The sequence below is a fragment of the Streptomyces sp. NPDC127129 genome (assembly GCF_042671585.1).
GTDB lineage: Bacteria > Actinomycetota > Actinomycetes > Streptomycetales > Streptomycetaceae > Streptomyces.
On the sequence record NZ_JBHXTV010000020.1, the window covers coordinates 50,707 to 61,651 of the forward strand.

The window sequence follows — 10,945 nt, forward strand, 5'->3', positions numbered from 1 at the left end:
GGCGGGGCCGGCCGGCCCCGTGCGTCACTCCGGGAGGCTCTCCACGGACAGGCGGTCGAGGTGGTTCGCGTCCATCAGGATGTCGGCCGCCGTGACGCGGCCCTCGATGACCGTGAAGGCGATCACCGCGCCCGGGCCGTCCTCCTGGGCCGCCACCAGTCCCGCCGCGCCGTCCACCAGGGCCGTGCGGGCCGACCCGGCGCGCTCGGCGAGGCGGGCCGCGACGGCCGTGGGGCCGTGGGCGGTCGCCGCGCCGGACCGTACCGCCGCGGTGTCCGCACGCAGCAGCACGTCCGGATCGAGCAGCTCACGCAGCGCGAGCAGGTCGCCGTCGCGTGCGGCGGCGAGCACCGCGTCCACCACCTCCCGCTGGCGCGCCAGGTCCGGCTCCGGCATCTCCTCCGTACCCCGTACGCGCGTGCGTGCCCGGCTCACCAGCTGCCGCGTGGCCGCGGGCGTGCGCTCCAGGACCGGGGCGATCTCGTCGACGGGCACCGCGAACACGTCGTGCAGGACGAACGCCACCCGTTCGGCGGGCGTCAGCGTCTCCAGGGCCGCCTCTTCGGACCGGTCCGGGGTCCGGCCGGACTCGGCGGCCGACCACGGATCCCAGGGGGCCTCCTGCCGTGCCGCGCGCGACCGCAGTCTCGCCAGGCAGACACGCGCGACCGCCGTGACGGGGTCGGGCGCGGTGGCGAGGGCGGGGCCGGTGCCGGGCGCGCCGGTGGCGGCCTCGGCGGTCGTGTCCCCGAGCCGCCGCGCCTCCTGCGCGCCCCGCGCCTCCCGTACGGCGTCGTCCGCCTCGTCGGACGAGCCCAGCAGCCGGTACGCCACCGCCCGCTCGTGGCCCACGGCACTCACCGCTCGCTCGGACACCGCTCAGTCGCCGTGCCCCGTGCCGCCGCTGCCGAAGCCGCCGCTGGAGATCCCGCCCCACTTCCGCTTCTCCTCGCTCGGCGGGTCGGGTGACTCCTCCGAGCCGCTCTTCAGCTCGTACGGCATGAGCCGGTGCTCACCGTCGGTCTGGGGCATCTCCGACGGCTTGCGGTACTCGGACGTCTCGCCGGGAAGCCCGCCCTCCGGCCGGTGCGGCTGCTCATCCGGCCTGGGTGTGGGGGACTCCTTGTCCCGGACCCTCATCCCCAGCCAGAAGGCGCCGATCAGTACGGCGACCACGACCAGGCCGCCGAGAACCTGGGCCATCCCGGACTGCCAGACACCGGCCGCCGTCGTGACCCCTGCGGAATCCACGAGAAAACCGTTCATACTCCACAGTTACCCAATTCTGGACGATCTGGGACATCTGGCTCCATGCGAACTCGTCGAACCTCGTGTGAAACATTTCCCCGGGCCCGTCGCGTCAAAGGGGTGTAAGGACGCCGCGACGGAGGGGAGGGGCATGAGACAGGCCCACGCGGACGGGTTCCTGGAGTTCGCCACCGCCAGGACCGGCCATCTCTTCCGCTCGGCATGCCTGCTGACCAGCGGCGACACCCATCTCGCCGAGGACCTCGTGCAGGAGACCCTGGGCCGGATGTACAGCCTGTGGGGGCGTGTCCAGCGGATCGGCAACCCGGCGGGGTACGCGCAGACCGTCCTGGTCCGCACGTTCCTCAGCCACCGGCGCCGGCGCTCCGCGACCGAGCGCCCGCTCGGGGAGCTGCCGGACCGGGCTCCGGAGAACGGCGACGACCCGGCCCTCCGGATCGCCCTGCTCGACGCGCTCGCGGCCCTCGCGCCCAAGGACCGGGCCGTGGTGGTGCTGCGGTACTGGGAGGACCGCAGCGTCGAGGAGACCGCCGACGTGCTCCATGTGAGCTCCGCGGCGGTCCGCACCCGCTCGACGAGGGCGCTCGCCAAGCTCCGGGAACGGCTCGGCGGCAGCATCGTCGAGTTCGCCTCCCGCTGACCCGGCACCTCGCACGCTTCCCACTCTTTCTTTCACTCATGGACCGGAGACGGTGATTCGGCATGCCTCTGAACGAGGGACACGACGGTTTCGCGGAGGAGCTCGGACAGGCCCTTCGCCGCACGGGCGACGGATTCGTCACGGAGGACGGCCGCGAGCTGGTCGCCGGCGGTCTGGCCCGCGGCCGGCGCCGGCTGATGCGCCGCCGTGCGGCCGCGGTGACCGGCGGCGTGCTGGCGTTCGCCGTGGTGGGCGTCGGCGGGATCTACGGCGGAGACCTGCTCGGCGCGGGAGCGCGGACCCAGGGGGCCGTGGGAGCCAAGGACTCCTCGGTCGCCACGGCGAGCAGGACGGCCCTGCCGACCCCCGAGCGGCCGGGGCCCGCGCCCACGCTCCGGGTCAGGGACCTGGCGGCCGTCCTCAAGGCGAACACCCCCGCCGGAACGTGGACCATCGCCGACGAGGACTCCAAGGGCGAACACGTCTCCGGCGTCTACCAGGACGGCAAGGGAGAGTCGGCCGTCTCCGTCGGCCTCTACCGGGCCGGCGGGACCGAGGAGGGCGGCGCGGGGCAGGTGGAGTGCCCGGACGAGACCTTTGTCCCGCACGACGGGTGCACCAGCGAGAAGCTGCCGAACGGCGACCGGCTGATGGTCATCCAGGGGTACGAGTACCCGGACCGGCGCGAGGAGACCAAGAACTGGCGGGCGGTCCTGCTCACCAGGGACGGATTCCTCGTCGACGCGAGCGAGTACAACGCCCCGACGGAGAAGGGCTCCGCCGTCACCCGCGCGAACCCGCCCTTCGGCCCCGCCCAGCTGAAGACCCTGGTCACCGCCGAGGGATGGCGGCCGCTGTTCAAGCAACTGGCCGTGACCACCAAGCCCACCACGCCCGGCCGGGACGCCACGCGGGGCGGGAACACCGTGCCGGGCGCGGACACCACGCCGGGTGGGGACGCGATGCCGCCGGAGCCGGACGGCCAGGCCGTGCGGGGGACCCTGCGCGCGCTGCTCCCCAAGGGGCTCAAGGTGACCTCCCAGGGCGGCGAGGGCGAGTTCGCCTACGTGGTCGTGGACGACGGCAAGGGCAAGAGCCTCGTCCAGGTCAACGTGCAGAACGGCATGGGCGACGTCGCCGACCAGCTCTTCGCCGGCGCCACGAAGCTGCCCGACGGACGGCTGGTGAAGGTGACGAAGGAGGCCGGTGAGAAGGGCGGCGCGGGTGTCGTCATGTGGACGGCCGACATGATCCTGCCGTCGGGCTTCCGGGTCGTGGTCTCCGCGTTCAACACCGGCGCACAGCACCAGGCCGCCACGCGCGCCGAGCCCGCGTTGACGACGGACCGCCTCAAGGCGATCGTCCTCGACGACCGGTGGCTGAAGTTCTCGTGAGGTGACGCCCCGCGGCGCGTCGTGCGCGCGCCGCGGGGCCCTCGGGAGCGGGCGGGGCCGGGCCCCGGCGGGGGCCCGGCCCGTGTGCCCGTACGCACCACGTCCGCGGCCGTCACTTGGCGTCCGCGTACCGCTCCACCGTGGCCGTCGTGAACGGAAAACGCACCGGCGTCGCGCCGAAGGCGATCCGCCCTGCCTCGTCCCCCGCCGCGCGGATCGCCGCCGTGACCGCCTCCGCCTCCTCCGCCGGGCAGTGCACGATCACCTCGTCGTGCTGGAAGAAGACCAGCTCGGCCCGCATCCCCGAGAGCGCACGGCGCAGGGCGGCGAGCATCAGCAGCGCCCAGTCGGCGGCGCTGCCCTGAACGACGAAGTTACGGGTGAACCGGCCGCGGGCCCGCGCGTTTCCGGAGGCGTATCCGGGCGTGAACTCGCCTTCCCCCGAAGCCGGTTCGTCCGCGCCCTCCTGGGGGATGCCCGCCTCCTCGGCCTCGCCGGCGCCGACCGCCCGCGGGCTGGTCCTGCCGAGCCAGGTCCGCACGAGCCGGCCGTCCTCGCCGGCCTTGGCCGCGTCGTCCACGTAGGCCACGGCGCGGGGGAAGCGGCGGCGGAGCGCGGCCAGGTTCTTCAGGCCGTCGCCACTGGTCTGCCCGTAGATCGCGCCGAGCAGCGCGATCTTCGCGTGGTCGCGGTCGCCGGAGAACGCGCGGTCCGAGAGCCGGGTGTACAGGTCGTCGGGGTGCCCGGCGACCTCCATCAGACCGGGATCGCGGGAGATGGCCGCCAGGACCCGGGGCTCCATCTGGTCGGCGTCGGCCACGACGAGCCGCCAGCCCTCGTCGGCCACGACGGCCCGCCGGATGACCTTGGGGATCTGCAGGGCGCCGCCGCCGTTGGTCGTCCAGCGGCCGCTGACCGTGCCCCCGGGGAGGTACTCGGGGCGGAAGCGGCCGTCGCGCACCCAGTCCTGGAGCCAGGACCAGCCGTGGGCGGTCCAGATCCGGTACAGCTTCTTGTACGCGACGAGCGGGGCCACCGCCGGGTGGTCGATCTCCTCCAGCTCCCAGCGACGGGTGGACCGCACCCGGATCCCGGCCTGGGCGAAGGCCTTGACGACGTCGGCGGGCAGATCGGGGCGGACGCGGCGGCCGAAGGCGGCGGACACCTCGTCGGCGAGCTCGGCGAGGCGCCGGGGCTCCCCGCCGCCCGCGTACCGCTCGCCGAGCAGCTCGTGCAGCAGCTCGCGGTGCACGTCGGCGCGCCAGGGCAGCCCGGCCCGGTTCATCTCGACGGCCACGAGCATGCCCGCGGACTCGGCGGCGGTGAGCAGCCGCATCCGGCCCGGGTGCTCGGCCACTCCGTGGCGGCGCTGCTGCTCCGCGTAGACGGCGAGGAGGTCCTCGAAGGGGACGGCGGTGGCGCTGGGCCTGGCCTCGAAGAGGGAGTCCTGCGAGCCGGGTTCGGCGGCGCGCTGGGGCGGATCGGGCGGTACGGGAGCGTTCCGCAGCCGCGCGAGGGCGGCGGCCGCGGACCGGGGCTCCCCGAGCCGCCCCTCGTGGCCGAGGAGGAGGCCCTCGGCGACCTCGATGTCGTAACAGCGCTCGATGCGCACCCCGGCGGCGAGGAGCCGGGGATGGACGGCGGTGGTGGACCGCCACACCCACCGGGCGACACCGGGCCGGGAGCGGACGGCCTCGACGAGATCCGGTTCGTGGAGGACGGGTCCCGCGGGCAGCGCGTCGGGGCCGAGGGGGACGAGCCGTGCCCCGTCCCCCTCCGCCTCGGCGTCCACCGCCCACCTCTCGTTCACGGGTGCGAGTCTGGCACCCGCCACTGACAGCGGCCCCGCTCACGCGCCGCGCGAAGCCGCGCCGCCTGCGGTCAGGCCGCCTTGTGGAAGAGCGCGGCGGCCTCTCCTCGCGAACCGACCCCCAGCTTCGTCAGGATGTTGGCGACGTGGAACTTCACCGTGGACTCGCTGATGTGCAGCTCCTGCGCGATCTGCCGGTTGCGGTGGCCGAGCGCCAGATGGGTGAGGACCTCCAGCTCACGGCCGCCGAGGTCGGCGAGCGGGTTCGCCGCACCGTCGGGGGCGTCCGGAGTGGCCAGGGGGATCACGGCCGTGAGGGTCGTCCCCCAGCCCTGGACCGCTTCCATGTCCAGGCGGCCGCCGAGCACCTCCAGACGGTCGGTGATGCTGCCCGCCCCGAGATCGCAGCGTTCGAGCGTGCCCGAGCCGTCGTCCCGCACCGTCGCCCGCAGCTCGTGCTCGGTCAGCTGCCAGCCGACGTGGACCCGGCGTACCGAGTCCTGTTCCAGGATCACCAGGAGCAGCGCCCGCACGATGGCCCGCGCGCTGTGCGCCACGTCCGCCGCGAGCGAGCGGGCGGAGTCCGGCGGGCCGAGTTCGAGCCGTACCGGGGTGTGCCGGAGCATCGGCCGCAGATCGTCGGCGAGCCGGGCGAATGCCTGCGGGGCCGGTTCCTCGGCGATGGCCCGGTCCCGCCTGGTCGCGGCTCGCATCTCGATCAGCACGGAGGCCGCGAGGTCGATGGCCGTCGCCCGGGCCGTGGCATCGTCCAGGGCCCGGCTGCGCAGCACCCCGAGCACCCCGGAGACGGCGGCCGCGTGGGCGGTCGACAGCTCCGCGATCACCCGGGCCCGGGTGTCGGCCGCCGCGCGCGACCGGGCCAGCGCGCCGGGCATGGCCTCCACCGCGAACCGGTCGAAGTGGCTGGTCACCAGGTCCCAGAGGGCCTGCGCCGCGGCGAGCCCGTCCTCGTCGACGGGCGCGGAGCCCTCGTCCCGTACGAGGACGAGGACGGAACGGCGCGCGGTCGCGTCGCTGGTGACGGCGACGACCTCGCGCTCGGTGCCGCCGATCGTGGCCCGTCCCTGCCAGGGGTTTCCGGGGACGCCGGTGGTCAGCATCGTGGTGAGTTCGGCCGCGACGAGCAGCTCCGTCTCGCCGACGGTCTTGAACGGCGAGTGGGCGCAGTGCGTGGAGAGTTCGGCGGCCCCCCGGTGCGGGATCAGGGGCGCGAGGGCGGCCGAGAGACGGGGCAGGATCTCCCCGAGCGGCTGCCGGATGATCTCGTACGCGGTGGTCAGCGTGGTCGCGTCCATGGGACTCAGGGTAATGAGGGGGCCGGGCCGGACGGCTGTCCTTTCGGCCAGGCGGGACTGGCCGTTGGGAGGGCGGGGCGGCGGGGTCGTCGAGCGCAGGCTTGGTCCATCGGAAGCAGCGAGTGCTCGACGAGGGTCCACGGAGGCCGAGATGGAAGCGATCACGTACGAGGAGTTCGGCGGCCCGGAGGTTCTGCGCCACGAGGCGGGGGTGACCGTGCCCGAGCCCGGCGCCGGCCAGGTGCGGGTGAAGGTGGCCGCGGTCGGCGTCAACCCCCTTGACCACAAGCGGCGTCACGGCTGGGTCGAGGCGTTCTACCCGACCACCTTCCCGGCCGTGCCCGGCCTGGAGTTCGCCGGCACGGTGGACGCGCTGGGGGAGGGTGTGACGGGGGTCGAGGCCGGTGACGAGGTGTTCGGCTGGACGACGACCGGCGCCTACGCCGAGTACGCCCTGGCCGAGGTCTTCGTCCCCAAGCCGGCGGGCCTGAGCTGGGAGCGGGCGGCGAGCATCCCGGTCGCGGGGGAGACGGCCCGGCGGGTCCTGGACCTGCTCGCCCTGAAGGAGGGCGAGACGCTCCTCCTGCACGGCGCCGCGGGCGCTGTCGGTGCGCTGGCCGTCCAGTTCGCGGTGGCCGCGGGCGTGACGGTCGTCGGCACCGCCTCGGCGCGCAACCACGACTTCCTGCGCGGCCTCGGCGCGATCCCGGTGACGTACGGGGAGGGCCTGGCGGACCGCGTGCGGGCGGCCGCGCCCCAGGGCGTCGACGCTGTCTTCGACGCGGCGGGCCACGACACGCTGCCGGTCTCGATCGAACTGACGGGCGGCGCGAAGGAGCGGATCGTGACGATCGCGGCGGTCGACGCGGAGGAGCACGGCATCGTCTTCAGCGGTGTCACGGTCGACCCGCCCCTCGCCCGCACCTGGCTGACCGCCCACGCCCGCCTGGCGGCGGAGGGCCGGCTGCGCCTCGACATCGCCGAGACCTTCCCGCTGAAGGAGGCGGCGAAGGCCCAGGAGCTGAGCGAGTCGGGGCACGTGCGGGGCAAGTTGGTGCTGCTGCCGTAGGGGGCGACTAGGAGTAGCGGGGCAGGTCCTCGGTCGAGATCGTCCAATGGGCGATGGTGACGTCCTCGCCGTAGACGAAGTCCTTGCGTGTGGCGTAACGCGGGCCGTCGGGTGTGGTGTGGATGTCGGAGAACACGGCGCCCGTCCCGGTACGGGGATCGAAGATCGCGTACACCGGAATGCCGATGAGCGGGTAGTCCCGCAGTTTGCCGATCCAGTCGTTGTCGGGGTTGGAGCGGGAGGTGATCTCGATGGCGGCGATGAGGGTACGGGGGTCGAACGCGCCGTCGCCTTCCATGTCCGCCTCGGCGATCACCATCACGTCGGGGTGGCGCATGATGCCTTCAGGCTCGTCCTCGACATCGGGTTCGCCCGTGTGGGCTGCCAGTTCGTCCGGCATGACCTTCTCCAGGCGCTTGCGCACGCGGAACACGGTCAGCTCGTGGGGACGCTTCGGGACCATCATGTCGTGAACGATTCCTTCTTTGGTGATCTCGAACCTGCCGGAGACGGTGTCGTCCAGGTTCTCCACCGCAGCGCGCATGGTCCGGTAGTAGGGGGAAGCGGTCGTCATGGCGCTGGCTCCTCGTCCGTGCCCTGGGGCCCGAGTCATCAGCTTCATGCTAGGCGGCCTCTCTTCGTTCGGGGCTGCAGTCGCGGCAGCGGCCGGGTCCGGGGGACCGGAAGGCCCGGTCGCAGTCCTCGCAGGTCTGGAGGGGGTCGGGGGCCGGAGGTCTGGCGGGAAGCGGCGGTGGGATCAGGGCCGTGAGCCGGTGGGCGAGGAGCCCGGCCGGGTGTCTGAGCTGGTCGGGAAGGCACGCGGAGAGCGTGCGGCGGACGGCGTCGGGATGGGCACCGCGCTCGAACCAGGCGGTCACGCCGGGGGCGAGGCGCCGGACGTCCCGCTCGGCGAGGAGGAGCCGTGGCTCGTGGAGGTGCAGCCCGGCGAGGAGCTCGACGGCGGGCCGGTGCACCTGGGCGAGCGGCGGTGGCGGTGGTGGCGGAGGCGGGGAAGGCGGCTTCGGAGCCGGAGCCGGGGCGGTCACGGGGGCCGGAGCCGTCACGGGGGCCTGAGCCGTGGCCGGTGCCGGAGGCGACGGGGGTGCCTCCGGCACGGCATCAGGCGCGGGTGTCTCCGTCGGGGGCGGTTCCGGGACCGGCGCCTTGGGCGGCGTCGGCCGCGGGGGCTCGGGCGGCGTCTCCGGCGGGGGCTCGGGTTCATCCCCTGGTCGGTTGTACGAGACCGTGCGCGGGACCAGCCGCCCGTTGGGCAGGCGCTCGTTGAAGCGCTTCAGGTAGCCGTGGGCCTCCAGCTCGCGCAGGGCGGCGGCGACACGCAGCTCTCCCTCCGGGAAACGGTCGGCGACGGCCTTGATGCCGACGGAGGCCCCGGTGGGCAGCGACTGGATGTGGACGGCGAGCCCGATCGCCAGCAGCGAGAGCTCGCGGTGCTGGGCGAGGTGGTTGCCGACGACCGTGTAGTGCGTCGTCTGGGGGACGTTGACGTGAACGAGCCCGGAGGACTGCGAGGGAGCGCTAGGCTGCGAGTAAGCCATCAGGAAGCGTCTACTTCCGCGGTGGTCAGGCCCTCGCCGGGATCGCTAGTCCCGTCGGGGGCCGACGTCTGTCTGGAGTGGTCGGCGAGAGCATATGCCAGGCAACCAGTCCCAAATCCAGCCCAGTTGGCACAGATCACCCGTGTGAGTGACCGGTGCCCTGCGGGGAGGCTGGAGGGGTGGGGTGGGTACTTTCCCTCCGGTTCTTTAAAGCTTTTCCGTCGTGGCGCACCGCGTCGCGGAGCCCCGCTGCGCGGCGGCCCGGCCCCACGGCAGCCCGATCTCGGCCCAGACCGTTTTGCGCGGAACGGGCCCCGGCGTCACGCCCCACCGCTCCGCGAGGGCCTCGACGATCAGGAGCCCGCGCCCCGACTCCGCCCCGTCCGGGCGCCTTGGGACCGGCAGGCGGCCGGCCCGCGTGTCGGTCACCTCGATACGGAGCGTGTCCGCCGTCGCGGTGAGCGCCAGGTGGAAGTCCCGCCCGGGGACGCGACCGTGAGTCACCGCGTTGGCGGCGAGTTCGGCGACGACGTGGGCCGCGGTCCCGGAGATCGCTTCCAGCCCCCAGGTGCGCAGTTGCTCCACCGCGAGCAGCCGCGCGAGGCGCGCGCCCCGGCGGGTGGCGGAGAGCTGGATTCCGAACTGGCGTACAGGCGCCAACACTTGGGCGGTTTCGTGGTTCATGTCACCCAGCGTGGTGGGCCGTGCGTACGCTGCCCAGCGAAGACGCCCTTACGTACGGTGATTGTCCCGAGACTGTCCGGCGCTGTCCCGGCTGTCCCGCGCGGCCGTCGGGTACGGCGGCGCTGAGCACAGGTACGGCATCACGGAGGTGGGCGGGCGTGAGCGTGGTCGAGACGGACGAGCCGGGCTGGGAAGTCGACCCGGACGACGAATCGGGGGCGGCGGTGGTCGCGGCGGTGGGGCGGCAGATCAGGAAGTGGCGGGAGGCGAAGGGGCTGCGGGCCGCGGAACTCGGGGAGTTGGTCGGCTACGGCGAGGACCTGATCCGGAAGGTGGAGCGTGGCGCTCGCATTCCCCGGCCGGAGTTCCTGAACAAGGTGGACGAGGCGCTGGGGGCCGGTGGGCTCATCTCGGCCATGAAGGAGGACGTGGCGGAGGTCCGGTACCCGAAGAAGATCCGCGATCTGGCGAGGATGGAAGCGCGAGCGGTCGAGATGGGGGTGTACGAGTGCAACAGCATCAACGGGCTGTTGCAGACGCCGGCCCATGCGCGGGCCCTGTTCGAGGCGGGACAGCCGGTGTACTCGCTGGACGACATCGAGCGCATGCTTGCCGCCCGCATGGCCCGGCAATCGGTCTTCGACCGGTCGCCCGCGCCCGCCCTCAGTTTCGTCCTGGAAGAGGCGCCGCTGCGCCGTCCGGTTGGAGGCACAATGGTGTGGCGACAGCAGCTCGAACGTCTGCTGGAGGTCGGTCGGTTGCGCAACGTCTCGCTTCAGGTGATGCCGACGTCCACCGATGCACACCCCGGACTCGACGGGCGGATCGAGATGCTGAAATTCGAGGATGGCACGGCAGTCGGACGCTCCGACGGCGCCTTCAGCGGCCGCCCGACCTCCGATCCAAAACAGCTACGAGTCCTCGATCTGCGGTATGGCACCATCCGGGCTCAGGCTCTCACTCCACGGGAGTCGCTGGCCTTCATCGAGCAATTGCTGGGAGAAACATGATCCGCAAGCCCGAGCTGGAGTGGTTCAAGAGCAGCTACAGCAGTGGCACCGATGGCGAGTCCTGTGTCGAGGTCGCCACGACCCCCGGCGCCGTCCATGTCCGGGACTCCAAGGACATCGACATCCCCCACCTGGACCTCACGCCCTCCGCCTGGACCGCCTTCGTCTCGTACGCGGTCGTCGCCCAGGGCTGACAG

General features: G+C 73.2%; 12 protein-coding genes. 5 read left to right on the forward strand and 7 right to left on the reverse strand.

Going from position 1 to position 10,945, the window contains the following annotated elements; all coding sequences use genetic code 11:
* Positions 1 to 24: 24 nt before the first annotated feature.
* On the reverse strand, positions 25 to 876 hold the full coding sequence (locus ACFVGW_RS31160) for a sigma factor-like helix-turn-helix DNA-binding protein (RefSeq protein ID WP_385854286.1): 852 nt from the start codon (positions 874 to 876) through the stop codon (positions 25 to 27).
* A gap of 3 nt (positions 877 to 879) precedes the next feature.
* On the reverse strand, positions 880 to 1,266 hold the full coding sequence (locus ACFVGW_RS31165; RefSeq protein ID WP_385854287.1) for a DUF6479 family protein: 387 nt from the start codon (positions 1,264 to 1,266) through the stop codon (positions 880 to 882).
* Between the two features lie 133 nt (positions 1,267 to 1,399).
* Between ACFVGW_RS31165 and ACFVGW_RS31170 the strand changes: the two genes are divergently transcribed.
* Positions 1,400 to 1,909, forward strand: coding sequence for a SigE family RNA polymerase sigma factor (locus ACFVGW_RS31170; protein ID WP_385854288.1), 510 nt, complete (start codon positions 1,400 to 1,402; stop codon positions 1,907 to 1,909).
* Positions 1,910 to 1,971: 62 nt separating this feature from the next.
* Complete coding sequence (locus tag ACFVGW_RS31175) at positions 1,972 to 3,303, forward strand: hypothetical protein (protein WP_385854289.1); 1,332 nt, start codon at positions 1,972 to 1,974, stop codon at positions 3,301 to 3,303.
* A 112-nt stretch (positions 3,304 to 3,415) separates the two neighbouring features.
* Here ACFVGW_RS31175 and ACFVGW_RS31180 read toward each other — a convergent pair whose 3' ends face one another.
* Positions 3,416 to 5,113 (reverse strand): bifunctional 3'-5' exonuclease/DNA polymerase, encoded by a 1,698-nt coding sequence (locus tag ACFVGW_RS31180; protein ID WP_385854290.1) that lies wholly within the window; start codon positions 5,111 to 5,113, stop codon positions 3,416 to 3,418.
* 71 nt (positions 5,114 to 5,184) lie between these two features.
* Positions 5,185 to 6,429, reverse strand: a complete 1,245-nt coding sequence (locus ACFVGW_RS31185; protein ID WP_385854291.1) for a LuxR C-terminal-related transcriptional regulator — start codon at positions 6,427 to 6,429, stop codon at positions 5,185 to 5,187.
* A 151-nt stretch (positions 6,430 to 6,580) separates the two neighbouring features.
* Here ACFVGW_RS31185 and ACFVGW_RS31190 point away from each other — a divergent pair, with 151 nt between their 5' ends.
* Positions 6,581 to 7,498, forward strand: a complete 918-nt coding sequence (locus tag ACFVGW_RS31190) for an NADP-dependent oxidoreductase (protein ID WP_385854292.1) — start codon at positions 6,581 to 6,583, stop codon at positions 7,496 to 7,498.
* Between the two features lie 7 nt (positions 7,499 to 7,505).
* On the opposite strand, the gene ACFVGW_RS31195 is transcribed toward ACFVGW_RS31190, so the two are convergent.
* The 3 genes from ACFVGW_RS31195 to ACFVGW_RS31205 form a co-directional block, all read right to left on the reverse strand.
* On the reverse strand, positions 7,506 to 8,111 hold the full coding sequence (locus ACFVGW_RS31195) for a Uma2 family endonuclease (RefSeq protein ID WP_385854293.1): 606 nt from the start codon (positions 8,109 to 8,111) through the stop codon (positions 7,506 to 7,508).
* Positions 8,112 to 8,121: 10 nt separating this feature from the next.
* The gene (locus tag ACFVGW_RS31200) at positions 8,122 to 9,054 is read right to left on the reverse strand and encodes a helix-turn-helix domain-containing protein (protein WP_385854294.1); all 933 of its coding nucleotides are present in this window, start codon (positions 9,052 to 9,054) and stop codon (positions 8,122 to 8,124) included.
* A 207-nt stretch (positions 9,055 to 9,261) separates the two neighbouring features.
* A complete protein-coding gene (locus ACFVGW_RS31205; RefSeq protein WP_385854295.1) occupies positions 9,262 to 9,738 on the reverse strand; it encodes an ATP-binding protein in 477 nt (158 codons plus the stop codon).
* A gap of 158 nt (positions 9,739 to 9,896) precedes the next feature.
* Between ACFVGW_RS31205 and ACFVGW_RS31210 the strand changes: the two genes are divergently transcribed.
* Together ACFVGW_RS31210 and ACFVGW_RS31215 are read left to right on the forward strand one after the other, a co-directional pair.
* Positions 9,897 to 10,748, forward strand: coding sequence for a Scr1 family TA system antitoxin-like transcriptional regulator (locus ACFVGW_RS31210; protein WP_385854296.1), 852 nt, complete (start codon positions 9,897 to 9,899; stop codon positions 10,746 to 10,748).
* A complete protein-coding gene (locus ACFVGW_RS31215) occupies positions 10,745 to 10,942 on the forward strand; it encodes a DUF397 domain-containing protein (RefSeq protein WP_385854297.1) in 198 nt (65 codons plus the stop codon). The genes ACFVGW_RS31210 and ACFVGW_RS31215 overlap by 4 nt, the downstream gene beginning before the upstream one ends.
* Positions 10,943 to 10,945: the final 3 nt, after the last annotated feature.

Bases quoted from the DNA above. Each gene is read 5' to 3' on its own strand.
- ACFVGW_RS31170 (WP_385854288.1), top strand. From the start codon at position 1,400: ATGAGACAGGCCCACGCGGACGGGTTCCTGGAGTTCGCCACCGCCAGG.
- ACFVGW_RS31190 (WP_385854292.1), top strand. From the start codon at position 6,581: ATGGAAGCGATCACGTACGAGGAGTTCGGCGGCCCGGAGGTTCTGCGC.
- ACFVGW_RS31175 (WP_385854289.1), top strand. From the start codon at position 1,972: ATGCCTCTGAACGAGGGACACGACGGTTTCGCGGAGGAGCTCGGACAG.
- ACFVGW_RS31205 (WP_385854295.1), bottom strand. From the start codon at position 9,738: ATGAACCACGAAACCGCCCAAGTGTTGGCGCCTGTACGCCAGTTCGGA.
- ACFVGW_RS31195 (WP_385854293.1), bottom strand. From the start codon at position 8,111: ATGACTCGGGCCCCAGGGCACGGACGAGGAGCCAGCGCCATGACGACC.
- ACFVGW_RS31165 (WP_385854287.1), bottom strand. From the start codon at position 1,266: ATGAACGGTTTTCTCGTGGATTCCGCAGGGGTCACGACGGCGGCCGGT.
- ACFVGW_RS31185 (WP_385854291.1), bottom strand. From the start codon at position 6,429: ATGGACGCGACCACGCTGACCACCGCGTACGAGATCATCCGGCAGCCG.
- ACFVGW_RS31200 (WP_385854294.1), bottom strand. From the start codon at position 9,054: ATGGCTTACTCGCAGCCTAGCGCTCCCTCGCAGTCCTCCGGGCTCGTT.
- ACFVGW_RS31215 (WP_385854297.1), top strand. From the start codon at position 10,745: ATGATCCGCAAGCCCGAGCTGGAGTGGTTCAAGAGCAGCTACAGCAGT.